The organism is Streptomyces sp. 11-1-2 (assembly GCF_003595545.1).
GTDB lineage: Bacteria > Actinomycetota > Actinomycetes > Streptomycetales > Streptomycetaceae > Streptomyces > Streptomyces hygroscopicus_B.
Map to the genome: position 1 here is coordinate 8477352 of NZ_CP022545.1, position 26476 is coordinate 8503827.

The 26476-nt window shown below is 70.6% G+C and carries 23 protein-coding genes; 14 read left to right on the top strand and 9 right to left on the bottom strand.

Annotated features, from left to right (window positions below; all coding sequences use genetic code 11):
* The first annotated feature begins 5 nt into the window (after positions 1-5).
* From CGL27_RS36415 to CGL27_RS36430, 4 genes are all read left to right on the top strand, one after another.
* Positions 6-788 (top strand): ATP-binding cassette domain-containing protein, encoded by a 783-nt coding sequence (locus tag CGL27_RS36415; RefSeq protein WP_119991980.1) that lies wholly within the window; start codon positions 6-8, stop codon positions 786-788.
* A gap of 2 nt (positions 789-790) precedes the next feature.
* A complete protein-coding gene (locus CGL27_RS36420; protein ID WP_119991981.1) occupies positions 791-2005 on the top strand; it encodes a sugar ABC transporter permease in 1215 nt (404 codons plus the stop codon).
* A gap of 646 nt (positions 2006-2651) precedes the next feature.
* Positions 2652-5096, top strand: coding sequence for an SdrD B-like domain-containing protein (locus tag CGL27_RS36425; RefSeq protein WP_119994732.1), 2445 nt, complete (start codon positions 2652-2654; stop codon positions 5094-5096).
* Positions 5097-5415: 319 nt separating this feature from the next.
* On the top strand, positions 5416-6096 hold the full coding sequence (locus CGL27_RS36430) for a hypothetical protein (RefSeq protein WP_119994733.1): 681 nt from the start codon (positions 5416-5418) through the stop codon (positions 6094-6096).
* Positions 6097-6103: 7 nt separating this feature from the next.
* On the opposite strand, the gene CGL27_RS36435 is transcribed toward CGL27_RS36430, so the two are convergent.
* A complete protein-coding gene (locus CGL27_RS36435) occupies positions 6104-7450 on the bottom strand; it encodes a right-handed parallel beta-helix repeat-containing protein (RefSeq protein WP_162953140.1) in 1347 nt (448 codons plus the stop codon).
* An 87-nt stretch (positions 7451-7537) separates the two neighbouring features.
* On the opposite strand from CGL27_RS36435, the gene CGL27_RS36440 reads away from it, so the two are divergent.
* Entirely contained in the window at positions 7538-8704 is a 1167-nt protein-coding gene (locus tag CGL27_RS36440) for a Dyp-type peroxidase (protein WP_119991982.1), read from the top strand.
* Positions 8705-8747: 43 nt separating this feature from the next.
* Here the strand turns inward: CGL27_RS36440 and CGL27_RS36445 are convergent, their stop codons facing one another.
* Together CGL27_RS36445 and CGL27_RS36450 are read right to left on the bottom strand one after the other, a co-directional pair.
* On the bottom strand, positions 8748-8984 hold the full coding sequence (locus tag CGL27_RS36445) for a DUF397 domain-containing protein (protein WP_119991983.1): 237 nt from the start codon (positions 8982-8984) through the stop codon (positions 8748-8750).
* Positions 8981-9802: a helix-turn-helix transcriptional regulator gene (locus CGL27_RS36450; RefSeq protein WP_119994735.1), complete on the bottom strand. Its 822-nt coding sequence runs from the start codon at positions 9800-9802 to the stop codon at positions 8981-8983. The genes CGL27_RS36445 and CGL27_RS36450 overlap by 4 nt, the downstream gene beginning before the upstream one ends.
* A gap of 155 nt (positions 9803-9957) precedes the next feature.
* Between CGL27_RS36450 and CGL27_RS36455 the strand changes: the two genes are divergently transcribed.
* Together CGL27_RS36455 and CGL27_RS36460 are read left to right on the top strand one after the other, a co-directional pair.
* Complete coding sequence (locus CGL27_RS36455) at positions 9958-10335, top strand: ATP-binding protein (RefSeq protein ID WP_119991984.1); 378 nt, start codon at positions 9958-9960, stop codon at positions 10333-10335.
* 247 nt (positions 10336-10582) lie between these two features.
* The gene (locus CGL27_RS36460; RefSeq protein ID WP_119994736.1) at positions 10583-11659 is read left to right on the top strand and encodes a hypothetical protein; all 1077 of its coding nucleotides are present in this window, start codon (positions 10583-10585) and stop codon (positions 11657-11659) included.
* A 224-nt stretch (positions 11660-11883) separates the two neighbouring features.
* Here the strand turns inward: CGL27_RS36460 and CGL27_RS36465 are convergent, their stop codons facing one another.
* Positions 11884-12597, bottom strand: a complete 714-nt coding sequence (locus CGL27_RS36465; protein ID WP_078640256.1) for an AAA family ATPase — start codon at positions 12595-12597, stop codon at positions 11884-11886.
* Between the two features lie 115 nt (positions 12598-12712).
* Between CGL27_RS36465 and CGL27_RS36470 the strand changes: the two genes are divergently transcribed.
* The 4 genes from CGL27_RS36470 to CGL27_RS36485 all read left to right on the top strand — a co-directional run bounded on the left by CGL27_RS36470 (position 12713) and on the right by CGL27_RS36485 (position 19169).
* Positions 12713-13903, top strand: a complete 1191-nt coding sequence (locus CGL27_RS36470; RefSeq protein WP_119991985.1) for a methyltransferase domain-containing protein — start codon at positions 12713-12715, stop codon at positions 13901-13903.
* 160 nt (positions 13904-14063) lie between these two features.
* Positions 14064-16499 (top strand): phage holin family protein, encoded by a 2436-nt coding sequence (locus CGL27_RS36475; protein WP_119991986.1) that lies wholly within the window; start codon positions 14064-14066, stop codon positions 16497-16499.
* A 37-nt stretch (positions 16500-16536) separates the two neighbouring features.
* Positions 16537-17997, top strand: coding sequence for an amino acid permease (locus CGL27_RS36480; protein ID WP_119991987.1), 1461 nt, complete (start codon positions 16537-16539; stop codon positions 17995-17997).
* Between the two features lie 65 nt (positions 17998-18062).
* Entirely contained in the window at positions 18063-19169 is a 1107-nt protein-coding gene (locus tag CGL27_RS36485) for a PP2C family protein-serine/threonine phosphatase (RefSeq protein ID WP_119991988.1), read from the top strand.
* A 62-nt stretch (positions 19170-19231) separates the two neighbouring features.
* Here the strand turns inward: CGL27_RS36485 and CGL27_RS36490 are convergent, their stop codons facing one another.
* Genes CGL27_RS36490 through CGL27_RS36500 form a run of 3 tightly spaced genes read right to left on the bottom strand, consistent with a single transcriptional unit; the run spans position 19232 to position 21588 of the window.
* Positions 19232-20278, bottom strand: coding sequence for a bile acid:sodium symporter family protein (locus tag CGL27_RS36490; protein WP_078640248.1), 1047 nt, complete (start codon positions 20276-20278; stop codon positions 19232-19234).
* Positions 20271-20708, bottom strand: a complete 438-nt coding sequence (locus tag CGL27_RS51125; protein WP_205587806.1) for a hypothetical protein — start codon at positions 20706-20708, stop codon at positions 20271-20273. The genes CGL27_RS36490 and CGL27_RS51125 overlap by 8 nt, the downstream gene beginning before the upstream one ends.
* Before the next feature lie 16 nt (positions 20709-20724).
* On the bottom strand, positions 20725-21588 hold the full coding sequence (locus CGL27_RS36500) for an isocitrate lyase/PEP mutase family protein (RefSeq protein ID WP_078640244.1): 864 nt from the start codon (positions 21586-21588) through the stop codon (positions 20725-20727).
* Between the two features lie 252 nt (positions 21589-21840).
* On the opposite strand from CGL27_RS36500, the gene proP reads away from it, so the two are divergent.
* Positions 21841-23304 carry a glycine betaine/L-proline transporter ProP gene (proP, locus tag CGL27_RS36505; RefSeq protein ID WP_078647257.1) on the top strand — a complete coding sequence of 488 codons (1464 nt, stop codon included), beginning with the start codon at positions 21841-21843 and terminating at the stop codon, positions 23302-23304.
* Between the two features lie 155 nt (positions 23305-23459).
* Positions 23460-23831 carry a nuclear transport factor 2 family protein gene (locus tag CGL27_RS36510; protein ID WP_119991989.1) on the top strand — a complete coding sequence of 124 codons (372 nt, stop codon included), beginning with the start codon at positions 23460-23462 and terminating at the stop codon, positions 23829-23831.
* Here the strand turns inward: CGL27_RS36510 and CGL27_RS36515 are convergent.
* The gene (locus CGL27_RS36515; protein WP_119994738.1) at positions 23818-24621 is read right to left on the bottom strand and encodes a helix-turn-helix transcriptional regulator; all 804 of its coding nucleotides are present in this window, start codon (positions 24619-24621) and stop codon (positions 23818-23820) included. The two genes, CGL27_RS36510 and CGL27_RS36515, sit on opposite strands and share 14 nt — an antisense overlap.
* Before the next feature lie 79 nt (positions 24622-24700).
* Here CGL27_RS36515 and CGL27_RS36520 point away from each other — a divergent pair, with 79 nt between their 5' ends.
* A complete protein-coding gene (locus CGL27_RS36520) occupies positions 24701-25012 on the top strand; it encodes a 4a-hydroxytetrahydrobiopterin dehydratase (protein WP_078640241.1) in 312 nt (103 codons plus the stop codon).
* A gap of 48 nt (positions 25013-25060) precedes the next feature.
* On the opposite strand, the gene CGL27_RS36525 is transcribed toward CGL27_RS36520, so the two are convergent.
* A complete protein-coding gene (locus CGL27_RS36525) occupies positions 25061-26425 on the bottom strand; it encodes a deoxyribodipyrimidine photo-lyase (RefSeq protein WP_119991990.1) in 1365 nt (454 codons plus the stop codon).
* Between the last annotated feature and the right edge of the window lie 51 nt (positions 26426-26476).

Consider the following 26476-nt stretch of genomic DNA (forward strand, 5'->3'; position numbering starts at 1 on the left):
AGTGGATGGCCCAACCGTCGGCCCCGCCCCTGCTGGCGCTGCGTGGCGTCTTCAAGCGCTTCGGCGCGGTCGAGGCGCTCACGGACGTCGATCTGGAGATCCACGCCGGTGAGGTCATCGCCCTGGTGGGTGACAACGGCGCGGGGAAGTCCACCCTGGTCAAGGTGATCGCGGGGGTCGAACCGGCCGACACGGGCACCCTCGAATGGCAGGGCCACCCCGTCCACGTCGGCCGCCCGCACGACGCCCAGCATCTGGGGATCGCCACCGTCTACCAGGACCTCTCGCTCTGCGACAACCTCGATGTCGTCGGCAATCTCTTCCTCGGCCGGGAGATCACCCGGATCGGCATCCTGGACGAGGTGGAGATGGAGCGCCGTACCCGCGATCTGCTGGCCACCCTCGCCATCCGCATCCCCGATGTGCGCAGGCCCGTCGCCTCGCTCTCCGGAGGCCAGCGGCAGACCGTCGCCATCTCCCGGGCGCTGCTCGGCGAGCCGCGCCTGGTCATGCTGGACGAGCCCACCGCCGCCCTTGGCATCGAGCAGACCGCCCAGGTCCTCGATCTGGTGGAACGGCTCCGTGAAGGCGGCCTCGGGGTGCTGCTGATCAGCCACAACCTGGGTGATGTCAAGGCCGTCGCGGACTGGGTCGCGGTGCTGCGCCTGGGCCGCAACAACGGGTTCTTCGACGTCACCACCACCTCCCAGGAGCAGATCGTCTCCTCCATCACCGGCGCCTCGGACAACGCGGTGACGCGGCGGGCGACGCGGGAGGGGGAGTTGTGAGCGTGCCCGGCGGGATCGGCGGACCCAGCGCACACGGTGCCGAACGCTTCGCCGACGCGTTCGGGCGGAAATTGGGCGGTGGAGCGCTCGGCTCCGTCCCGGTCGCGCTCGGACTGCTCGCGATCTGGCTGATCTTCCAGATCCTCAACCCTCACTTCCTCTCCCCGCGCAACCTCTCCAACCTCAGCGTGGACATCGTCGGCACCGGCATGATCGCGGTCGGCGTGATCTTCGTCCTGCTGATCGGCGAGATCGATCTGTCGGTGGGCTCGGTGAGCGGCCTGGCCTCCGCCCTGTTCGCCGTGTTGAACGTCAACTACGGCATGCCCGAGCCACCCGCCATCGTCCTGGCCGCGCTCGGCGGTACGGCGGTCGGCTTCGTCCACGGCTTCTTCACCGCCGTGGTCGGCGTCCCCGCGTTCGTGGTCACCCTCGCCGGACTGCTGGGGTGGTACGGCCTGATGCTCGCCATCATGGGCCCCTACGGCACCATCAACCTCGACGATCAGGGCCTGGTCGCCAAGCTGACCAACTACTACTTCTCCGATGTCGTCGCCGCCTACGCACTGGCGGCGCTCGGCACGGCCGGGTACTTCCTGACCGCCTGGCGGGATGTCACCCGCCGCCGCGCCGCCGGAGTGCCCTCCCGCTCCCCGGCCGAGATCGCCCTGCGCACGGGGGTGCTCGCGCTGATCGCCTTCGCCGCCGCGTATGTGCTCAACCAGTTCCAGGGCCTGCCCCTCGCCCTCCTGATCTTCCTGGTCGTCCTCGTCATCCTCGACTACGTCCTGCGTCGCACGGCCTACGGGCGGATGATCTTCGCGCTGGGCGGCGGGGTCGAGGCGGCCCGCCGCGCCGGGGTCAATGTGGCCTGGGTGCGGACCTCGGCGTTCATGATGTCGAGCACGATGGCCGCCATCGGCGGCCTGTTCCTGGCCTCCCGGATCAACTCGGTCAGCCAGACATCGGTCACCACCGACCTGCTGATGAACGCCATCGCCGCGGCCGTCATCGGCGGCACCAGCCTCTTCGGCGGCCGTGGCAGCACCTGGTCCGCCCTGCTGGGCGTGCTGGTCATCCAGTCGATCGCCTCGGGCGTGGCGCTCATGGACATCCAGACCGCCGTGCAGTTCATGATCACCGGCGGTGTGCTGCTGCTCGCCGTCGTCGTCGACTCCCTGTCCCGCCGCGCACAACGGGCCCACGGCCGGGCCTGATGTTCCGGCGCGACCATTCGCACCAAGCGGTCGTGTCGTGCCTGCCGCTGATCGCGGCCGTTGGGCAGGCTGCGGGGCAACCTTGGCCGACCGAATTCGAGCTTGTCGTACCGGGTGGCGACGATTCTGGCCTGCTTTCGGCCATCACTTCACTGTCGCACATTCTTTCGGTCGCCATTCCCTGGGCGTCCGGAGACTATCGCGGATCCCGATGAATGCGAGGGGTTCCGCTGGTGGCGGCGAGACTCCAGGGGATAGGATATCGCGCGCTGCTCGCGATGGCGGTCGGCGAGGTGGGGGTGGGGGCGAAGGCACCGTGATTGAGCTGCAAAAACACGCAACCCGGCGCGGTCCTGCCCGAGGTCGTGAACGCGCGTTTGCTTTTCCTGGCCTACGGCGCTTGCAGCTCACCCGCAATATCCTCATACGATCATCACAAAGTGGTCCACGCAGCAGCAGTGGGCCCCTTTTTCTGCCGTGACGTTCGCGGCCGGCGTCCGCGCCTGCGGTCTGTTTTCACGACAAGAGAAGTGTGGAGTGTGATGCCATGAACCGACTCGGCAGAGACTCGCGCCGGTTAGCCCGGAGGCTCGTGGAGCCGCCGGCGCGCATCGCGTTATCTGTTCTTTTGCTGGCAGGCGGCGCCGTGGGAGCGACGGCTGGACCGGCCGCCGCTTCGACCGCCGACGGCACGCTGACGGTTGAGGTGCTGCGCGACTTCTTCGGCACCGGCGTGATCAACGCGACGATGGACGTGCCGCAGCGGGGCATGAAGGTGGAGATCTCCGACCCCGCTGGGCACGTTGTCACCGGCGTCACGGATGCCACCGGAAAGGTCGTGGTGGCGCAGTCGACCGTGCTGAGCGGCGGCCACTACCGCGTCGACGTCAGCATCCCGGCACCGTACAGCGACTATCTGCGGGCGGCGCCCGCGTCGACGGCGGAGAACCACTTCGACAGCTTCACGTCGTTCGTGGATGTGTCGGACGAGAAGAACGCCTCGGTGGTGACGGGGGTGTGGGATCCGGCCGACTACACGCTGCCGGACTCGCGGTACTTCGTGCCGATCCACAACGGCGCCAACGGGACCGACAACCGGGCGTTGGTGGCGTTCGGGACGAAGACCCGGGGCACGTGTCCCACCGATGTGGCGTGCCCGACCACGCTGGCCACGCAGGACCAGGTGGGCACGACGTTCGGGTTGGCGTACGACAAGGACCGGACCAGGCTGTTCCAGGGCGCGTTCGCCCGCCGGTACGCCCCGTACGGGCCGCAGGGCGGGGGCGCGATCTACACGGTGCCGGTCAACGGCTCGGGTGCGCCGGAGCTGTTCGCGCGGGTGCCGGACGCCGCGGTGACGCGGCACGACACCGCCAACATGATCAAGGATCCCGGGTTCACCGACGTGCCGGGCAAGGAGAGCATCGGTGGTCTGGCCCTGTCGGAGGACGGCTCCACGCTGTACGCGGTGAATCTGCGGACCCGCAGCCTGGTGAGCTTCGACGCGACAGGGGCCACCGCCGCGGCGCCCAAGTCGACGGTCCCGATCCCGGACCCGGGGTGCGCGAGCCCCGACGACTGGCGGCCGTTCGGTCTCCAGGCCCACAACAACACGCTGTACGTCGGCGGCGTGTGCAGCGCGGAGAGCACGCAGCAGCGCGCGGACCTGAAAGCCTTCGTCTCCACCTACGACGGCAAGCGGTTCACCACGGTGCTGAGCCACCCGCTCACGGACGAACGCGGCACCGTCTTCGGTTCCGGCGACAAGGCCACCCACTGGAACCCGTGGAACACCAGCCTGGACACGTGGGACGACCGGAAGTCGGGCAACGTCTTCATCGATCCGCAGCCGGAGCTGGCCTCCCTCGCCTTCGCCCGCGACGGCTCGATGATCCTGGGTTTCCGCGACCGGTTCATGGACGTGCTCAGTTGGGGAGGGCTGGACCCCCGCCCGGGGAACGACACGGCGGAAAACGGCATGTCCGGTGGTGACATCACCATGGTCTGCGCCACTCCCACCGGCGAATACCAGTGGGAAGGCACCGGGAGCTGCCCCAACCACGCCACCCCCGCCAACAATGGCGGCCAGGCCGCCGGTGTCGTCGAATACTTCCCGGGCGACTTTTACGCCAACGCGCACCAGGAGACAGCGCTGGGGTCGGTGGCCTATATCCCGCAGCAGCAGTGGGTCGTCAGCACGGAGTTCGACCCGGTCGTCAACGTCGCGACCTCAGGGACCGGGTACCACGACATCACGACCGGTCAGGGCCCGGGCAACAACCCGACCGCCAACGGGTTCCAGTTCGTCAGCCAGCAACAAGGCGGGTTCGGCAAGGCCGGCGGGCTCGGTGACATCGCGTACGCGGCGGCGAACGCGCCGATCCAGATCGGCAACGTCGTGTGGTTCGACGGCGACCACAACGGGATTCAGGACCCGGGGCACGTGCTGCTGCCGGGGGCGACGATCAACCTGCTGGACGCGGACGGCAAACAGGTCGCCACGACCAGGACCAATGCCGCCGGCGAGTACTACTTCGGGGGTGTCGGCGCCGAGTACGAGCTCACGCCGGGCGCGAAGTACAGGGTGCAGTTCGACGTGTGCACCGCGGACACCAGCCAGGTGCCCGAGCAGCCCCCGGCGAGCGAGCTGAGGTTCACGCTCCCGCGGGCCGGTGCCAACCGTGGGCACGACTCCAATGTGACCCCGCCGACCACCGGACCGTTGTGCGACGGCTACGCGCCTGTCACGGCGCCGGACAGGCCGGGCGGGGTCGATCACACGATCGACGCCGGGGTGTACATCCCGAAGGAAGAGCCGACCCCGACCCCGACGCCGACTCCCACCCCGACGTCGACTCCCACACCGACACCGACACCGGCACCGACATCGACTCCGACGCCGCCCGCTGCCTCCACGCCGCCGCCCGCGCCGTCTGCCAACCACCCGGGCCCGGACGGTGGAGGCGGGGGTTCGCTGGCGAACACCGGTACGCCCGGGCTGGTGGAGATGATCGGCATCGTCGGTCTGCTGGTGGGTGCGGGCCTGGTCATCGCGTTCGTGACCCGGAATCGTCGCGCCCGGCAACACTGAACGAACCGCACAACGCTGATCTGCCCGTCCGCGATCCGGACGGCGCGGACGGGCAGCTCACGTCTCGGCCGGTCCACGAGGGCCGGCCTTGGCGTGGTCTGCCACCGGACTGCCGAGTGCCGCCGCGAGCCCGCGGCGGCCGGACGGTGTGGTGATCGAAAGGATGAATCGGAGAGTGTCAGCGTCGAACCGCGTGCGGAGCGTGAGAATCCGGCAAGCCCCACCGGGCCGTCCGGCTGACCGGCGCCGATGGCCGCGGTCGCGCCGGGCCGCGGCCGTCATCGGCATCGCGGCCGTCGCGGTGGCCGCGGTGGCCGCGGTGGCCGCGTTCCTGGTCGCCGATGGCGGCTCCGGCGCCGGCGGTCCGCGCGCGCTGACAACGGATGAGGCCGGCCGGCTGGCGATCACGCGATTCCGTAACTACCAGGCGCAGGGCCGCGCGGTGACGATCACCGTGCCGGGCACTGCCGGCGGGCTGACCGTCACCGGGTCCGTCGACTATCGGCGCAAGGTCGGTTACGGCGTGGTGCACGGCACCGGGCGCGACAAGTCCAGCGACGGGCTGGTCCAGTGGACGCCCACCTCGGTGCACGTCCGCCCGATGCCGGACGCCCCGGCGCACGCACCCGCGTCGCCGCCCCGTTCGGGCTGGTACGACCGTCCGCTGCTGTCGTCCGGCAGCGCGCTGGACACCTCCCTGAACATCGTGCTCGGTCTCGGCGGCGACCGGCCGGACAACGCCCAACTGCTGGCGCAGAACGGCGCCGCCTGGCGGGGGCGGGAGCAGGTGGACGGGCACAGGGTGGACGTCATGACCGGACCGTCCTCTCCTGACCGCTCCGGTACGGCGGGCAACGTGCGCTACTGGATCGGCTCCGACGGCACCATGTACCGGGTCCGCGTCAGCGTGGGTTCGCAGCCGGAGCCGGTAGTCATCGATTTCGACACCCACAAGTACGTTCCGGTCAAGCCGGTACCCGGAACCACCCCGAACCGGTAGCCGCTGTTCAGGACGTCTGCACCCGCGCGTTCGCGGCGAGCAGGGACGTCGGCGGCAGCCGGATGCCCTCCGTCTTCGGCAGCGCCGGGACGGGCGGGAGAGCGGTGGCGCCCGCGGTGGCGGCGTCGGGGAACTGCGGCTGCGGAGCAGGCGCCGCGACCTCGGTGAACGGGATGCCACCGGGTGCCTTCGGCGCCGCCCACGTGCCGGTCGGCGAGGACGACCCGGCCGGAAGCGGGCAGGCCGTAGTCGTCGCGAGCCGGGCGGGCACGGTGCTGCGCAGATCGTTGCCCCGCAGGCAGTTGCCCCGTCCCCGCGTGGCGGTGGGGAACGTCCAGCCGACGTCGACGCCGTTGCCGGTGAACGTGTTGTCCACGATCTGGTTGCCGACCGGAGGTATGTCGGTGGTCGCGGTGATCACCAGTCCGGCGTTGCGGTTACCGGCGATGCGGTTGCGGATGAACCGGTTGTCGCTGCCGCCGTCGATGCCGGCGCCGGTGCCCCAACCGCCGTCGGCCTGTTCCGGGGTGGCCGTCTGCTGGTTGGCGGCGATCAGATTGCCCGCGATGACGGAGCCCTTCTGCGGGAGCAGTTTCTCCTGGTGGTCGGAGTTGGTGGTGAGTCCGACCCGGTTGCCGACCAGGCGGTTGCCGACCACGTACATGTCCTCGCTGGCGTTGGTGCCTTCGTAACCGACCGCGTTGAGTTCGGCGACGTTGTCCCGCACCACGACGTTGCAGGGCTTGCACTGGCCGACATAGATCCCCGAGTCGGCGCCGCCCGACGCGTACGAGTGCTCGATGACACCGTTCTGGGCGGAGAACGCGTAGATGCCGTACAGACCGTTGCGGGTCGCGGTCACGTGGGAGACCAGGAACGACTTCAGGAAGGTGACGGGCTCGTCGCCGGTGTCGTAGCCGCCGCTTCCCCTCGGCAGGCCGGCGGCCGCCTTCGCCGAACCGGTGACCAGGACCCCGTTCTGCGTGTTGTTCTTCACGGTCAGGTTCTCCACGGCCACCCCGGGCGCCGAGACGACGACGCCGTTCGGCTGCCGCAACCGCCCGTCGATGACGACCTTGTGCCGGGACAAACCGCGAAGAGTGATGCGCGCCGTGTCGATCTTCACCGACTCGTGGTACACGCCCGGCGCGACCAGCACCAGGTCACCGGGGTGAGCCAAGGACACCGCATCCGAGATCGTCGGGGCATCGGCAGGTACTCCGATCGTCACATGCGCACCGGCCGGACGTCGGCCTTTGCCCGATCCGCCATCGCCATCGCCGCCGCCGCAGCCGGCCACCAGTGTCAGCGTGCCCACTACCGCCGCCAACACGCGAAGAGCTAATCGAGGCATGATCCCAGTCTGGCATGACGCACAATTCCACGCCAGAATCGCGAGGTTGACCGGCGCGCGCGACTCGGGTGTGGCACTCTGCACCCCATGCGCCGCGCCGATCACCACCCGTCACGCCGCACGTTCCTCGATGTCACCGGCGCCATGATGGCCGCTGGTCTGACCGCCGGGTGCACATCGGACTCCGCCCAGCCGGGCCGGCACGCCCCTACCTCAGGTACCCCAGGGGCCACGCCAATGCCGGTTCCGGCGACGGGCCGCCATCAGGCAGGCATCACGCTCCCCCAGCCGGCCCAGCCCAACCTGCTCGCCGTGGTGGCCGACCTCGGTGCCACCGTGGCTCCCGGCCCGTTGCTGGCCGAACTCGGCCGGGCCATCCGCACACTCACGGCGGGGACCGACACGCGGCTGCTGGGCCTGCCGCCGGGCGACCTCACCGTGACCGTCGGCGTGGGGCCCCGGCTGGTGCGCAGGGCCGGTGCCTCGCTGCCCGGCGCGGCCGACCTCCCGCGATTCTCCCGCGAGCGGATCGCCCGGCGAGCACGCGGCGGTGACCTGCTGATACAGATCTGCGCCAGCGACGCGCTGCTCTTACCGGTCGTCGCCGCCGCGCTTCTGGACCAGGCCGGTGACCGCATCCGCGAACGCTGGCGCCAGTCCGCACGCCGCGGTACGAACGTGTCCGTCGGCAAGGGCCTTACCGCGCCACGCAACCCGCTCGGTTTCATCGATGGCATCGTGGGCCCGCACACGACCGCCGAACAACAACGCGACCTGTGGCTGGCGGGGCCCCCTGCGGTCGCCGGCGGCACCCTTGCCGTACTGCGGCGTATGGAACTCGACCTGCCGCGGTTCGCCGCCCTGTCCGTAGCCGAACAGGAAGCGGTCTTCGGGCGGCGCCGGGCCAGCGGCGTCCCCCTCTCCGGCGGCACCGCCGCCTCGGGCCCGCAACTCGGAGCCAAGACACCAGACGGGCGCTATCTCGTCCCCGCGGATGCCCACGTGCGCAGAGCGCACGCCACCGTGGTCGGGGTCGGGCTCATGCTCCGCCGCTCCTACAGCACCGACGAGCCCGCCCCCGGACTGCTCTTCATCAGCTTCCAGAACGACCTGCGGACCTTCACCGCCACCCTTACCCACATGGACACCTCGGACGCACTGCTGTCCTTCACCACCACAACCGCCAGCGCGACATTCCTGATCCTCCCCGGCTTCGACCGGCAACACCCGCTCGGTTCCGAGCTGTTCGGCTGATCACGATCAAGGCTGCGGTCGTGAAACGATCCGGCGGCTCTTCTCAAGCCCTCGCGAAGGCCAGGAAGTCGGCCCAGGCGGCAGCGGGTATGCGGAGGCGGGGACCGTCGGGGTTCTTGGAGTCCCGTATGTGGACGGTGGTGGGGGTGGTGGCGACCTCGATGCAGTCGCCGCCGGTGTTGTCGCTGTAGCTCGACTTGTGCCAGTCGTAGGCGACCTCGATGCACTGGCCGCCGCTGGAATCGCTGTAGCTGCTCTTGAACCAGGCCAGCTTGGTCATAGCTCTCCCATCAACTCCTCGATGAGCCGTACGGATTCATCCGGCCGGAGGGCCTGCGACCTGATCATGGCATAGCGGTGGGCGAGCACGCCCACCTCATCAGGTTTGGTAATCAGGATGCTCTTCCCGTGGCCCTCCATGTAAGCCAAGGTGATCAGGTCCGGGCTCTCGATCAGCGAGATCGGGCCCTGAAGCCCAGCGTGCCCGGCGCGCTTGAGCGGCATGATCTGGAGAACCACGTTGGGCAGTTTGGCGTACTGAAGGAGCTGCGCATGCTGAGCGCGCATGACGTCGACACCGCCCAGCTCTCGTCGAAGTGCCGACTCTTCGAGGATGGTGTGGATTAACGCCATCGGCTTGCGGTCGAACAACGCCTTGCGGTCCATACGGGCCTCGGTCAGCTCGTTGATCTCCTCCTCGGTCAGCGGCGGGAAGGCGCATCGCAGCACCTCACGTGCGTAATCCTCGGTCTGCAGCAGACCGTCGATCAACTGCGTGCAGTACGACGACACACTCAGCGCTTCCTGCTCCAGCTGAACGAAACCCTGGAAGTGAGCCGGATACCGCTCAAGCCGCAGATACTTGATCGCAGACCGCAGCAACCCGCCCGCGTCCAGTGCCTTCTCGGCCGCGTCGATGAATTCGTCCGTCGGCGGCTTGGCGCATGTCTCCACGGCGCTCACCGCCGACCCGGTGTAGTTCATGAGCGCGCCGAGCTCGTCCTGGGTCAGCCCCGCCCGCTCGCGCAGAAGCCGCAGGACAGCGGCGAAGTACTGCACGGTCGGCGGAGCGGAGTCCTTCTTCTTCGTCTGGGCCATGCAGGCCACCCCCCTCAACATCGGTCAACGCCAATCAACCTGCGTTCGACCAGAGTTGTCGGTCGCCGCAGTCGACGCTCTGTTACTGGTGAAGGTAGCCGCCTGCACTGACAGTGGGAGCATGAACGCGGAAAGTCACGATGTAAACCCGCTCCATGGCTGGAAGCAGAGGTTTACACCCGTCCCCCATCCGTCCCCACGCCCGCCGCGCCGCCGATGCCGCTCTCCGCGCCTGGGGCCTGGACCGGGGCTCGGCCGCCCTTGTCCTGCTCGTCGTCTCCGAGTTGGCGACCAACGCCGTCCGTCACGGACGCGTACCGGGGCGGTACTTCGAAGTGCGTATCGCATATGACGCAGAAAAATTGGTCGGGGTAGAGGTGTCCGACCCGCGCGAGGAGTGCCCCGCCCTGGCGGACCCGACACCGGATGACGAGTCCGGACGCGGTCTGGCGATCGTGGACGCGCTCGCCGACGCGTGGGGCGTCCGGGAACGCATCGTAGGCAAAACCGTCTGGGCCCGAATCCGCCTCTAGCGGTGCCCGCCGACCGGCCCGTGCCGTCGTGCGCGAAATGACCGGAGCGGGAACTGGCCGAGTCGCGCATCTGGCTCCGTCTGACGTGCGCTGCGTCTTTGAGTCCGATTATGTGATAGACGGCAACTCTCTGTGACCGTCGTTGGGCCGCGGGACGGCCGTGCGGCGCTGAGGAGGTATGACCCCAATGAGACTTATTTTCGCTTCGCGACTCGCGGTGGCGGCTGTGGCCGCGGTGACAGCGATCATGACGCTGGGTCAGACGGCATCCGCCGTGCCGGCGGATGGGGACGGGAAACCGTTCCTCGGGCCGCTGCACACCGTCTCGACCGTCGCATCGACAGTTCCGGCCAACGGCGACGTGAATCCGTACGGCACCGCCCTGGTCAAGAAGAGCGTCGGTGACCTACGGCACGGCAATGTGCTGGTCAGCAATTTCAACAACGCCGCGAACGAGCAGGGCACGGGGACCACTCTGGTGCAGATCAGTCCCCGGGGCACGACCACGCTGTTCGCCCAGATCGACCCGCAGAACCTGCCAGGGCCGTGCCCGGGAGGCGTGGGGCTGACCACCGCACTGTCCATCCTGCCGGGCGGCTGGGTGGTGGTGGGCAGTCTGCCCACGGCCGACGGCACATCCGCCACGGCGCAGGCCGGGTGTCTGCTCGTGCTGGACAGCCATGGAAAGGTCCGGGAGACCTTCAGCGGCCAGGGGATCAATGGTCCCTGGGACATGACCGCGAAAAGCAGCGGTGAGAAGACCGATCTGTTCGTCACCAACGTGCTCAACGGCACGGTGGCCGGCGGCGGCGATGTCGTACGGCGGGGCACCGTGCTACGGATCACCCTGCGCACCCACGACAACCGGCCGCCGACCCGGACCGCCACGACCGTGATCGGTTCAGATTTCGCTCAGAAGACCGACCCGGCGGCTCTCGTGATCGGGCCGACGGGGGTCGGCCTGCGGGACGGGACGCTCTATGTGGCGGACACCGTCGACAACCGCATCACCGCGATCCCGGACGCGCTGACCCGGCGTACCAGCGCCGGTATCGGCCGCGTGGTCAGCACCGACCAGCACCTCAACGGCCCGCTCGGGCTGGCGACCACCCCGAAGGGCAACATCCTCACCGTCAACAGCGGCGACGGCAACATCGTGGAGACCACCCCGCGTGGTGCCCAGGTGGCCGTGCGCACGCTCGACACCAGCGGTACCCCGCCGGGAGCGGGCGCACTGTTCGGGCTCGCGATCGCCGAGAAGCCCGACCGCGTCTACTTCGTCGACGACGCGACCAACACGCTGAACCTGCTGAGCCGACCTTAGGCCGCTGACGCGGGGCCGATCCGGCCGGCCCCCGGCGCCCCCAGGAACATCCGGGGGCGCCGGGGCCCGGTTCCGGATGCCCGGGCGATGCGAGTGGTGGCATCCGGGCTCGTGGGACCGGGCCCGGCGGCCGGCGACGCGGCCCGCGCCCCCCACCTGCCGCCCCATGCTCAAATGCGCCGAAGGCGCGAAACGGCGCCGCAGACGGCAAACGACCCCGACCCTCACTCCAGGACGTGCCGCAGATAGCTACGCGGATCCGCGAGATACCGGCGCCAGTGATCGACCAGCGCCAGCTCGCTCCAGGCCACCCGCCGCATCCCGTGCTCGCCGACCTCGACGATGTCCGCACCGGGCAACGCGGTCAGCAGTGGCGAGTGCGTAGCGCAGATGACCTGTCCGCCGTTCTTCACCAACTCATCCAAATGGCCGATGAGTTCAAGGCAGGAGGCGAAGGAAAGCGCCGCCTCCGGCTCGTCCATGACGTACAGCCCGGGCTGGAGGAACTTGTCCCGGAACGCCGCGAGGAACCCCTCACCGTGGCTGACCGAATGCGGGGCGAAACCCTCCCGGTGCAGCGCGTCCAACGCGGTCTCGGCCCGCAGGAAGAACCCCTTACGGGCCGACCAACTCCCCAGCATCCGCCGCCCGCGCGGCGCCGCGTCGAAGCGGATCCGCTCGCCGAGCGCCGACTTGGGGCGGTGGCTGGCGTATTGCCAGTCGTGCGAGCCGCCGTACGGATCCAGCCCGAACCCCTCCGCGAGCGCCTCCACCAGCGTCGACTTGCCCGACCCGTTCTCCCCGACGAGAAACGTCACGGGCGCGGTGAAGCGCAGCCCGTCCGCCAGCAGCCCCCGCACGCACGGCACGGACCAGGGCCACCTCTCCTCTTCGTGCGAGTCCGCGTCGATGTGTGCGTACGCACGTTCGATAATCATCGCCCGAGTCTCTCATGGAGCCATGAAGCCGAGCCGGGCTCGGGCGGGCCTCTAGGGGTTCGCCCTATCGTGAGCGCGCTGCTTGGCTGGATGACGATGAAGAGAGACCGACCGCATGACGTTCGAGGGCATTGCTCGGACCGGCCGGGCCGCGTTGGGGCGGGTGCTTCTTGACGCGGGGGTGATGGGGGACGGCTGGGCGCCGACCTTCGCCGCCGTCGACCGGGCCGCGTTCCTGCCGGAGCTGATGTGGCCGTTCGACACGCGGGCACAGGGGGCCGTCGCCATCGACAAGGCCGAGGACCCGGACGCCTGGTATGCCGCCGCCGACAGCGATGTGCCCATCGTGACGCAGTGGGACGACGGCGAGCACATCGGCCCCGCGCCGGGGCGGGTGTCCACCAGCTCATCCTCCATGCCCTCTGTCGTCTACGGCCTACTGCGGGACCTGGCCGTGGACGAGGGCATGGCCGTGCTCGATGTGGGCACCGGCACGGGCGAGACCGCCGGGGCACTGGCGCATCGCTGTGGCGGCCGTAAGGTCACCACGGTCGAGGTGGACCCCGCCGTGTCGCGCCATGCGCGTCGGCGGCTGGCCGCAGCGGGGTTGCGGCCGGAGGTCGTGCTCGGCGACGGCGCGAGGGGCTGTGCGGGCAGCGCGCCGTATGACCGGGTCCTGGCCACCGTCGGCCTTCGGGAGATCCCCGGGGCATGGATCGGGCAGACGCGGCCCGGGGGCGTGATCGTCGCCCCCTGGGGGACGCACTACACCCATGCGGACGCCGTGGCCCGGCTGGTGGTGCGAGGCGACGGGACGGCGTCGGGGCGATTCACCGGCCCCGTCGAGTTCATGAAGCTGCGCGGCCAGCGGCTGTCGCTGCCGCCGCACGGCGCCTACGTCCCGGACGAGGGCGAGGGTGAGGGCGGCGGCGCCGATACGTCCAGCACCGGCATCCCCGAGGGGGAGTTCATCACCCCGGCGTACGCCGCCCTCCCCTTCGCGCTGGGGCTCCGGGTACGGCATTGCGTCCAGGTGGTGGCCGCCCCGCACGATGGCGCGCGACCCGTGTGGTTCTACGGGCTGACCGACCGTTCCTGGGCGTGTGTCGTGTTCCGCGAGGGGGAGGCGGAGGCGCGCGTCTGGCAGGCGGGGGAGCGGCGGTTGTGGGACGAGGTCGAGGCCGCGTACGGGTGGTGGGTCGGCCATGGCAGGCCGGACCACACCCGTTTCGGCCTCACGGTCGGCCCGGGCCCCGCCGGTCAGCGGGTGTGGCTGGACGATCCGGCCGATTCCTGGTCCCCGTAGAGCCGAGCGCGACGCGCTCCTGGCCAACTCATGGGCTGCCGTAAGTGGAATCGATCCGTCCTGGTAACCCGCCGTCCGCCGGGTCGCGGGGGCGCTGTGCAACGCTTGAAGCCGGTTCGCGCGCATGGTGCGGGCCGGTGACGTGAAGTGAGGCCGCGGCGTGCAGAAGCCCCGATGGAAGACTGTGGGGGGAACCCTGCTGCGGGTGACGGCGGTGTGGGCGGTGGCCACGCTCACCATGCTGGCGCTCGCCGGGATCCTCCCCGACTTCAGCCTGAAGTCGGATGGCGGTGACAGCGCGACGCGGATCGCGATCACGGCGGCCATCGGCGCCGGAGCCTTCGGCGTGCTCAGCGCGCTGGTGTGGCCGCTGCTCGTACGGGCGTTGCTACTGATGCCCGCGCTGGTGCTGGGGCTGCTGGTGTTCGTGCTCAATGGCTCGATGCTGCTGCTCGCCCTCAGCCTGATCCCGGACGGGCGCGGCGCCGTCGAGCCGGAGACCGCCGTCGTGGTCGCGGCCGTGATGTCCGCCGCGTCGTCGGCGACGAGCACCTTCCTGACCGTGCGGGACGACGGCGCCTACCGGCGGCGGCTGGCCCGGCTGGTCGGGCGGCGCAGGCGGCGGCTCGGTGAGGACGGCGGGAGCGAAGAGCCCCCGGGGACGGTGTTCCTGCAGCTCGACGGGGTGGGGCACGCGGTCCTGCGGGAGGCGCTGCGGGAGCGCGACAACCGGCCCCCGGTGATGCCCACCGTCGCGCGCTTGATCCGGAGCACCCACAAGGTCACGCCGTGGCGCACCGACTGGTCCAGCCAGACCGGCGCCAGCCAACTCGGCATCCTGCACGGCTCCAACGAGGACGTGCCCGCCTTCCGCTGGTACGAGAAGAAGAGCGGGGAGGTGATGGTGAGCAACCGGCCGACCAGCGCGGCGGTGCTCCAGCGCCGCGCGGCCGTCCGGGCCGGACACGACGGACTCCTCACGGTGGACGGGGCGAGCCGGGGCAATCTCTTCACCGGCGGCGCCGATCAGCTTGCCCTGGTCCTTTCGGTCGCGGCGCGGCGCGGTCCGCACAACCGCTCCCGCTCCGGATACTTCGCGTACTTCGCCGACCCCGCCAACGCGACCCGCACCGCCGTGTCGTTCCTGGCCGAAGTCGTCCGGGAGATCTGCCAGTCCACGCGCGCCAAGCTGCGCCGCGAGACGCCCCGGGTCAAGCGGGGCGGGCTGTATCCGTTCATCCGCGCGTTCGCCACCGTCGTGGAGCGGGACGTGGTGGTGACGGCGGTGATGGGGGACATCCTCTCGGGCCGTACCGCGATCTACGCCGATCTGGTGGCGTACGACGAGGTGGCCCACCACTCGGGGCCGCGCAGCCGGGACGCCCGGCAGGTGCTGGCCCGGCTCGACCGCTCCATCGCGCTGATCGCCAAGGTCGCCGACCGCGCCCCGCGCGACTACCGGATCGTGCTGCTGTCCGACCACGGGCAGAGCCCCGGTGAAACCTTCGCGGGGGCGTACGGGCTGACGCTGGAGGACCTGGTGCGGGTCGGCTGCGGGCTGCCCGTGTCGCGGCGGGCCGGGCGGACCCCGAGCGGGGCCGAGGCGCGCGAGGCGGGGCGGGCGGCGCTGCACCGTCCGGAGAAGCCCGAGGTGGACGGGGACGGGCGGTGCGCCGGACGGGATGCGTGGGGCGGACGCGGCGGTCAGGGCGGCGGGCGCGGTCCGGCCGACGCCGCCGGGGTCGCCGACACAGCCGACGCGGCCGGTGCCGCCGGTGTCGCCGGTGTCGCGGGCGGCGCCGCCGTATCCGATCCGATCGTGCTCGCGTCCGGAAATCTGGGCCTGGTCTCCTTCCCCGATGTGCCGGGGCGGATGAGCCGCGAGCAGATCGACGCCCGTCATCCCGCGCTGCTGCGCACGCTCGCCGACCACCCCGGGGTGGGCTTCCTGCTCGTACGGTCCGAGGAGCATGGCGCGGTGGTGCTGGGCGCCGAGGGCGCCGAGCACCGTCTGGACACCGGGGAGGTCTTCGGGGCGAGCCCGCTCACGGTCTTCGGGCCCGGCGCCGAGGTCGCCGTACGGCGCACCGCGCACTTCCGGAACACCCCCGACATCATGGTCAACTCCGCCTACGACCCGGCGCCCGGCACGGTGCACGCCTTCGAGGAGCAGATCGGCTCGCACGGCGGGCTCGGCGGGGAGCAGGGGCATCCGTTTCTGCTGTGGCCGGCCGAGCTGACCCCGCCGGTGGCGGCCGGGGAGGAGCTGGTCGGGGCGGAGCGGGTGCACCGGGTGCTGCGGCGCTGGCTGGAGGAGGCGGACGGGCCCCAGGTGCCGGAGGAGGAGGTAGCGGCCACGGGGGAGACGCATGCGTCGGCGGCGGCAGAGGCGCTGACGGGAGCGGGCCCGGTGGCTGAGGCCCCGGCGGGAGCGGCCCCGGCCGCGCAGGGGCCGATGGAGGTGGAGGTACCGGCCGACACGGGGCTGCCGAGGGCGCCCGGCGTGGCGCGCACGGTGCAGGATTCCCGGTGGGACGGCGCCCACGCCGCACCATTTACCGTGGTCAGCCCGGTTGTGCCGAACAAAACCCGGTGATTTGGGTGCACCCTACACGCTCGGTGACCATAGTCAGATGCACGACCAGCCCCACTCCCGCCGCTTCGGCCTGCCCACGGCGACCGCGCTCGTCATGGGAAACATCATCGGCGGCGGCATCTTTCTGCTGCCCGCCTCCGTCGCCCCGTTCGGCACCCTCAGCCTCCTCTCCTTCGTCGTCCTGACGCTGGGCGCCATCGCGCTCGCGCTGGTCTTCGGGCGGCTCGCGGAGCGCGACCCCCGCACCGGCGGGCCGTATGTGCACGCCCGCGCGGCCTTCGGCGACTTCGCCGGCTTTCTGTCGGCCTGGTCGTACTGGACGATGACCTGGGTGAGCAACGCGGCGCTCGCGGTGGCGGCGGTCGGCTATGTGCATGTGCTGGTCCCCGGGCATGACTCGAAGGGCGCGAACCTGGCCGTGGCGCTGCTGGCGCTCTGGCTCCCCGCGCTCGCCAACCTCGCGGGGACGCGCTGGGTGGGCGCGGTGCAGTTGGTCTCCACCGTGCTGAAGTTCATCCCGCTGCTCTTCGTCGCCATCGTCGGCCTCTTCTTCTTCGACCCGCACAACCTCGGCTCGTTCAACGAGAGCGGCGGCAGCGCGCTCGGCGGCGTATCGGCGGCGGCCGCGATCCTGCTCTACAGCTATGTGGGCGTGGAGTCGGCCTCGATGAGCGCGGGCGAGGTCCGGGACCCGGAGCGCAATGTGGGGCGGGCGAGCGTGCTGGGCACGGTCGGCGCGGCCGTGGTCTATCTGCTCGGCACGGTGTCGGTCTTCGGCACCGTCGCCCACAAGGACCTGGTCGACTCCACCGCCCCCTTCTCGGACGCGGTCGACGCGATGTTCGGCGGGGGCTGGGGCCCCACGCTGATCGCGCTGGCCGCCGTGGTGTCCATCATCGGCGCGCTCAACGGCTGGACCCTGATGAGCGCGCAGGCCCCGTACGCGGCAGCGCGGGACGGGCTCTTCCCGGCCGCGTTCGCCACCAGGCGGCGCGGGGTGCCGACCTTCGGTGTCATCGTCGGCGTGCTCCTGGCGTCCCTGCTCACCGTGGTCAACTACACCTCGGGTTCGGGCGGGCTCTTCGAGATCCTCGTACTGATCACCACCTTCTCGGCGACGGTCCCGTATCTGCTGGCGGCGGGCGCGCAGCTGTACTTCCTGCTGTCCGGGCGCCGCGCGGAGGTGCGGACCGGGCGCTTCGTCCGGGACCTGGTGCTCGCGCTCGCGGGCTTCGGCTTCTCGTTCTGGCTGGTCGCGGGCGCCGGGTACGCGGCGGTGTACCAGGGCGTGCTGTTCCTGTTCGCCGGTGTGCTGGTGTACGTGTGGATGGCGGCGCGGCGCACCAGCCGGGCGGCGGGCGCGGACCAGACGGAGGGCGCCGACGCCAGGGAGAGCGCCGACGCCACGCAGGCCGTCGACGTCGCGGCGGCGAGTCCGGCATCCGGCCCGGCGGTCATGGCGGGGAGCCCGGCGGTCGCGGCCGACGGCGTCGCCTGAGCGCACCCGCGATCGTCTCGCGGCCCGGGTCGGTGTTGCGTGCGTATCGGGTGTAAGCAAGAGATATGCGCGTTTCGCCGGACCTCACTCGCATTGGTGGGGAAACGCGGTCGAGCCGGGCGCTGTTCGCCGTCCCGCTCGTGATCATCGCGGCGATCACGGTGATCGACCTCCAGACGCCATCGACCGTCCACCTCGGCCCCTTTCTGATCGCGGCCCCCGCGATCACCGCCTCCTTCGCGGGAGCGGGCGGGACCGCCGCCATCGGAGCCCTCGCCGTGGCGGCTCAGGTCCTCATCGGTGTGCTTCAGGGCGGTCTGACGACCGCCAACCACCAGGCGCAGCTCGTCGCCCTGATCGTGATCTCGGGGCTGGTGACGAGCTTCCGCTATGCCACCGACCGGCACCGGCGCAAGCTGAGCCAGGTGCGTACGGTGGCCGTGGCGGCGCAGGAGGTGCTGTTGCGGCCGCTGCCCGAACGGATCGGGGAGCTGAGGATCGCCTCCCTGTATCTCGCGGCCGATGAGGAGGCGCAGATCGGCGGTGATCTGTACGCGGCCGTCCGGACCGAGGGGGCGACCCGGCTGGTCATCGGGGACGTACGGGGAAAGGGGATGGCCGCGATCGGCGACGCCGCCGTGCTGATCGGGGCCTTCCGGGGGTCCGCGTACCGCAACCTCTCGCTGCCGGGCATCGTCGACCACATGGACAGCGCCATGTCATGGAACTGGCACCACACCACCGGTGACGAGCGGAATTTCCTGGAGTCCTTCGTGACCGCCGTGGTGCTGGACGTCTACGACGACGGCCCGGTGGCCGGGATGGTGAACTGCGGACACCCTTCGCCACTGCTGCTGCACAAGGGCGAGGTCGCGACGCTGGACGTGGACGATCCCGCGGTGCCACTGGGTCTGCAGGTGCTGAGGGAGCTGGACTACCAGGTCGAGATGTTCCGCTTCGAGTACGGCGACTTTCTGGTGCTGCACACCGACGGGGTCGTCGAGGCCCGGGACGGCAGCGGCGCCTTCTACCCGCTCCCGGAACGGCTCGCGGCCTGGAAGGGCGGCAGCCCGCAGGCGCTGGTGGACTATCTCCACGCGGATCTGCTCCGGTACACCGGCGGGGTCGTCAACGACGACGCGGCCATCGTGGTGATCGCCCGCTGCGCCTGAGCCGCCGCCCCCTCGCCCTCATCACCTCATCTCCCTCTCCCAGGCCGCGCCGTCGCCTGCCCCTACCCCGTCGCCTCGGTGACCTGGACCTGCCCGCCAGGAGCGGGTTCGGCCTCCGGCAATCGGCGGGACCAGCGGCCCGCGATGACCGCGCACACCATCAGTTGCAGCTGATGGAAGAGCATCAGCGGGAGGATCACCGGCCCGGCGGCGTCGCCGAACAGCACCGCCGCCATCGGCAGCCCGGTGGCCAGGGACTTGTTGGAGCCGCAGAAGACGATGGTGACGCGGTCCTCCCGGCTGAAGCCCAGCCGCCGTGCGGTGAACGACGTCGTGGTGAGGGCCAGCCCCAGCACCGCCGCGGCCAGACCCAGCAGCGCGAACAGCCGGGGAAGGGTGATCTGGCTCCAGATGCCCTCCGTCATGCCCCGGCTGAACGCCGTATAGACCACGAGCAGGATCGAGCCCCGGTCCAGGAGGGCGAGCACCTTCTTGTGGCGGCCGATGAAGCGCGCGGTCCAGCGGCGCAGCGCCTGCCCGGCGAGGAAGGGGAGCAGCAACTGGGTGGCGATGGCCAGCAGCCCCTCGGCCGAGAAGCGGACGTCCGAGCCGATCAGCCACGCCGCGAGCAGCGGGGTGGCGATCATGCCGAGCAGGCTGGAGTACGTGCCCGCGCAGATGGCGGCCGGGACATTGCCCCGGGCGGTGGAGGTGAGGGCGACCGAGGACTGGACGGTCGAGGGCACGACACACAGAAAGAGCAGTCCGGTGTAGAGCCGGTCGGTGAGGAGGAATGGGGCGAGGCCGCCCGCGGCCAGCCCCAGCAGCGGGAAGAGCGCGAAGGTGCTCGCGCCCACCACCAGGTGCAGTCTCCACTGCCGCAGGCCGTTCAGCGCCTCGCGGGTGGACAGCCGCGAACCGTAGAGGAAGAAGAGCAGCCCGATCGCGATGTCCGCGGCATCGCCGACGGCCGTGGCCGCCGCCCCGCTCGCGGGCAGCAGCGCCGCCAGCGCGACCGTCCCGAGGAGGGCGGCGACATAGGGGTCGACCGCCCTCCCGAGCCGGCCCGGCCACGACAGCGGCCAGGACTTCCACTTCACATCAATCACCGCTCCCGGCCTGCCACGGCGGGTGGCCGATCTGCGGCAGCACCGGATCCGCACCGGTGAGGCCGCCGGTCACGACGTCGATGGCGCCGCCGCCCCCGTCGTGGTCGCTGCCCGCCGTGCCACGGCTGAGCAGCAGGGTATTGAGGGTGCGGTCGACCTCCAGCCAGGAGTCCGCGGCGGAGTTGTCGATGACCACAAGGCCGTTGTGCGGCCCGGTGACCACCGTGGGGGTGTCGTCCGGCTCGCAGTCCTCCCGCGGGGTGCTGCCCGCGGGCGTGGGCGTCGCCTTGGCGGAGACCGCGGCGCCCGCGCACAGGACGCCCGCGGTGGCCGCGAGGATGAGCCCGGCCGTGGACGGACGGGACGAGCCGGTGTCTTTTCTGGGCTTACGGCGCCGGCCGGGGCCGGGCCCGAGGAATGTCGAGGGCATACCGCGCGGCCTCGGCTCAGACCCTGGCGGGCTGACGAAGGCCGTGGTGCCTGCTGATGTTCTTCTCCAGCAGCTCCGTGGCGCCCTTGACCCCGATGGCCGCGGCCTCCCGGGTGTCCGGCAGCCGCCCGTCCGCCGTTTTGAGATCGCTCAGCGCCCCGTCGATCGCCCCATGGGCGGCGAACAGACAAGGGGTGCTGTAAATGGCGACGTCCACCCCCAGGTCGGACAGCTCGGACAGCGAGAGCCGCGGCGACTTCCCACCCGCGATCTGGTTGAACAGCAGGGGTTTGTCGCCGATGACCTTGCGGACCTTGCGGATCCACTCCACGCTGCGCACCCCGTCGACGAGGACGACATCCGCGTCGGTCTCCGCCAGCGCGGCCGCCCGCCGCAGGATCTCGGGCTCCTCGGTGGCGTCCGTGCGCGCCACCACCACCATGTCCTTCCTGCTGCTCAGCACCAGTTGGAGCTTTTCGAGGTACTCCTCGAGCGGCAGGGTCAGCTTGCCCTCCGCGTGGCCGCAGCGGCGCGGGCGCCGCTGGTCCTCCAGGATCACCCCGGAGGCCCCGGTGCGCTCCAGCCGCTGCACCACATGGCAGGCGACCTCGGGATCCACATAGCCGTCGTCGATGTCCACGAGCAGCTGGTGCTCGGGGAAGGCGAGGCGCAGCCGCTCCACGAAGGCGAGCATGTCGGGCCAGGCGATGAAGCCGATGTCGGGCAGCCCGTAATGCGATGCGGCGAACCCGAATCCGGATACGAAGAAGCCGTTGTAGTGCTGTGCGGCGATGGACGCCGAGTACATGTCGTAGATGCCGATGAGAGGTGTGGTACCGGATGAACTGATGGCCTTTCGGAGGGCATTGCCATAGAGCATGATGTCCCCTTGAGTTCGGTGCCTTTCGGCGTTGTGTGAGGGTTATGCGTCCGCGCGGTTTGGTTTACGGAAGGCCAAGGAACAGTAAAGCAACCCGCCGGGTTCCCTGAAGATGCCCGGCCCGGCTCGGGTTGGGGTCGAACACCCCTTGAGCGCCGCGGCCGGCGTTCCCGGGTGGTCTGCGACACGCCTGGCATGCCACGGGCTTCGCGGGGTATGCGCAACAAGCCTGTCCACTGAAAAGAGTTGCTCGTGCCTGTCCAAACCGATGTCGAAGCCTCCGCGCCCGCGCCCTCCCGGCACCGCCTGCTCTGGCGTGCTGTCCAGCGACGCAAGAACCCTCCACTGCGCCGGAGCGACATCACGGTCACTGAAGAGAAGACCGTCCGGAAAGCGGTGAAGGCCGCCGCGCTGGGAAACGCCATGGAATGGTTCGACTTCGGGATCTACAGCTATCTCGCGGTCACCATCGGTAAAGTCTTCTTCCCGTCCGGTAATGGCACGGTCCAGGTGCTCTCCTCCCTCGCGACATTCGCGGTGGCCTTTCTGGTCCGCCCGGTGGGAGGCATGTTCTTCGGGCCCCTGGGTGACCGCATCGGCCGTAAGAAGGTCCTGTCCTTCACCATGATCATGATGGCGTCCAGCACGCTCGCCATCGGGCTGATTCCCGGCTATGCCGCCATCGGCTTCTGGTCGCCGGCGCTGCTCATCCTCTTCCGTATGCTCCAGGGATTCTCCACCGGCGGGGAATACGGCGGCGCCTCCACTTTCATCGCCGAATACGCGCCCGACAAGCGCCGTGGGTACTACGGCAGCTTTCTGGAGTTCGGCACGCTGATCGGCTACACCGCGGCGGCCGGACTGGTCACCATCCTGACCGTGACGCTCGCCGACTCCTCGATGAATTCCTGGGGTTGGCGCATCCCGTTCCTGGCCGCCGCGCCGATCGGTCTCGTCGGCCTGTATCTGCGGCTGAAGCTGGATGACACCCCCGCGTTCCAGAAGCTGGAGGACGAGGGCGCCACCAGCGCGGGGGAGCGCGAGAGCCTGCCGTTCTGGCAGGTGTTCCGCACCCAGTGGCGTGCGATGGCGCTGTGCATCGCGCTGGTCGCCGCGTACAACATCACCGACTACATGCTGCTGTCCTACATGCCGACCTATCTGTCGGACACCCTCCACTACAGCAGCACCAGCGCCCTGGTCTCGATCATCATCGTGATGCTGGTGCTCATGGCGGCCATCACCTTCGTCGGCCGGTACTCCGACCGCATCGGCCGCAAGCCCGTGCTGATGGCCGGGTCCGTGGGCTTCCTGGTGCTCGCCGTGCCGTGCTTCCTGCTCATCAAGCAGGGCGGGGTGGTCCCGGTCTTCGCCGGGCTGCTGCTCCTGGGGCTGTGTCTGCTGCCGTATGTGAGCGTGATGTCCGCCTCGCTGCCCGCGCTCTTCCCCACGAATGTGCGCTACGGCTCGCTCTCCATCGCCTTCAACATCTCCGTCTCGCTCTTCGGCGGCACCACGCCGCTGGTGACCGAGGGCCTGATCAGCAGCACCGGGGACGATCTGATGCCCGCCTACTACACGATGCTCGCCGCCGTCGTCGGCATCATCGCCGCCGCCGTGATGAAGGAGACGGCCCGGCAGCCGCTGGAGGGCTCGCCGCCCGCCGTGGCCACCAAGGAGGAGGCCATCGCGCTCGTGGAGTCCCAGCGCTCCTGAACTCCCCGGGGCGGTGTCTCCCCTCGCCTCCATTACCTCGGCGGTAATCGACCCCCGCCCGCGACGGCGGCAGGGTTGAGGCATCGGGTTCCGGGCCGGCGCCCTCCGGTCCGGGACCCGGGTCCGACCAGGGCATCTCATGGAGGAGTGACCACATGACGCAGTACGACAGCGCCGTCGCCCGCTACTTCGAGGCGTGGAACGCCACCGGCCCCGAGGCCCGCGCCAAGGCCATCGCCGCCGCCTGGATCGAGGACGGCGGCTACACCGACCCGCTGGCCGAGGCGCGGGGCCATGAGCAGCTCGCCGCCGTGATCGCCGGGGCCCAGGAGCAGTTCCCCGGCCATGAGTTCCGGCTCACCGGCGCCGTGGACGGCCACCACCACACGGCCCGCTTCTGCTGGGAGCTGGTCTCCACGGCCGACGGCTCCGCCCCGGTCGCCGCGACCGATGTGATCACCCTGGCCGAGGACGGCCGGATCCGCTCCGTCCTCGGCTTCCTGGACCGGGCCCCTACGACCGGCTGAACTGTCCCAGGGCGGCGGCGGTCTCCGGGTCGGCCGGGAGGAAGGTCTCGATGGCCAGCTCGGAGACCGTGACGTCCATGGGGGTGTTGAAGGTCGCGATCGTCGAGATGAACGACAGCACCCGCCCGCCGTGCTCGATCATCATCGGCAGGGCGAAGGGCGGGGTGTCACCGGCGGCCGCCGTCTCCCGGCCGCCGGTCTCGGGCAGTGGATAGGCGGCCACCTCGTCGTACAGCGCGCGCAGCGGCGAGGAGCGCATCAGCGCAAGCTGCCGGTCCATCTGGTCCAGCAGATGGCCACGCCATTCGCGGAGGTTGCGGATGCGCGGGGCGAGCCCCTCGGGGTGCAGGGTGAGGCGCATCGCGTTCAGCGGGGGCTTCAGCAGATGCTCCGCCACCCCCTCCAGCAGCGCCGCGATGCCCCGGTTGGCCGCCAGCACCCCATAGGTGCCGTCCACCACGAGCGCCGGATACGGCTCGTAGCCCGTCAGCAGCCGCTCCAGGGATGCGCGCAGGGCGCTCATCGAGGGGTCGTCCACCGACCGCTCCGGATAGTGCGGGGCGTAACCGGCGGCGAGCAGCAGGGCGTTGCGCTCGCGGACGGGGACGTCGAGATGGTCGGCGAGCCGGAGCACCATCTCCTGGCTGGGCCGCGACCGGCCGGTCTCGATGAAGCTGATGTGGCGGGCGGAGGAGTCGGCGCGCAGCGCGAGCTCGAGCTGGCTCAACCGGCGGCGGTCCCGCCACTCGCGCAGCAGTGCGCCCACCCGGGGCGGCGCGGCAGTCGTCATGACCTGAAGGTAGCCGACGCCGGGTGCGCCCATGGCAGGGTGGAAGGGCCACCGGTCACCCGCGACGAAGGGATGTGTCATGGCGGTCCAGCCGCTCACCGACCAGGAGATCCAGCGGCGTCTGGAGCAGCTTCCCGGCTGGTCGTTCACGGACGACCGGCTCTCGCGGACCTATGTCTTCAAGGGGCATCCGCAGGCGGCCGGGATGGTGGCGGAGATCGCCACGATCCAGGAGGAGCTCGACCACCACTCCGATCTGACCCTCGGCTACAACAAGGTCGGCGTCTCGGTGAACACCCACAGCGCCGGGGGCAAGGTGACCGGGCTCGACTTCGAGCTCGCCGGCCGGATCGAGGAGATCGCCCCGCAGCACGGCGCCCGCGCCGACTGACCGGCCAGGCGCGTGTCGCCGGCTGACCGGCGGGATGAGGACCCGATGTCACCCCCGGGCGTCCCGGAAGCGGGCCAGCCCCTCCTGGAGGTCCACGATCGGGCCGGGGTAGTCCAGCCGGTCCCGCTCGGCCTTCGGCAGCCGCCAGGGCGTATGGACACCGGAGCCGGCCACCTCGGCCAGCTCCGGCACCCAGCGCCGCACATACCCGCCGTCCGGGTCGAACCGCCGGGCCTGCGCCAGCGGATTGAGGACCCGGTTCGGACGGGTGTCGGTGCCGGTGCCCGCCGCCCACTGCCAGTTGAGCTGGTTGTTGGCCAGATCCCCGTCCACCAGCAGATCCAGGAAGTGCCGGGCGCCGATCCGCCAGTCCTGGTAGAGCGTCTTGGTGAGGAAGCCGGCCACCAGCAGCCGCGCCCGGTTGTGCATCCAGCCCTCGTGGCGTAGCTGCCGCATTCCGGCGTCGACCAGCGGATAGCCGGTGCGCCCCGCCTTCCAGGCCGCGATCTCCGCCTCGTCGCGGCGCCACCGGTCGCCCCGCGGGCGGTAGTCGGCGTGTGCGGCGTCCGGCCGGGCGGCCAGCACCTGGTGGTGGAAGTCCCGCCAGGCAAGCTGCCGCACGAAGGCGTCGGCGCCCGCGCCGCCCGCCTCCCGCGCCCGGTGCACCAGCTCCACCGGGGACAGACAGCCGAAATGCAGATACGGGGAGAGCCGGGAGGTGGCGTCGCCCGCCAGATCGTCCTGCCGGTCGGCGTAGTCCCCGAGCCCCGAGCGCCACCAGGAGCGGACGCGGCGGCGGCCCGCCGTCTCCCCGCCCTCGGGCAGCCCGGGGGAGGGGCTGCCCGGGGCGAGCGAGGTGACCGCCGCCACCGGCTCCGAGCGCAGCCCGGACGGCACGCTCACCGTGCGTGGCGCGGTGAGCGCCGTGCGCACCCCGGTCCGCTGCCAGGCGCGGAAGTACGGGGTGAAGACCGCGAAGTGGTCCTTGCCCGCCGGGGTCACCTCGCCCGGCTCCACCGCCGTCACCACCGCGCCGTGCACCCGCAGCCGCCGTCCGTCCGCCTCCAGCGCCTCGCGCAGCCGCTGTTCGCGGCGGGTGGCGTAGCCGCTCACCCCGCCCGCGATATGCACCTCGTCCGCGTCCGACTGGCGCGCCGCCCGCAGGATCTCCGCCACCGCGTCGCCCCGGCGGACCACCAGCCGCCCGCCGCGCTCGCGCAGCCCCGCGTCGAGATCGGCCAGGGCGTCCGCGAGGAACGCCACCCGGTTGGGGACGGCGAACCCCGTCCCGGCCAGACCGCGGTCCACGACGAACAGCGGAACGACCCGCTCGGCGGAGCGCGTCGCGCCACGCAGCACGGGGTTGTCGGACAGCCGCAGATCGGAGGTGAAGACGGAGAGGGACGTGCGCATCCCTCTCCCTTACCCCACATCGCCTCCCGTATCGATGGATTTCACCCGATG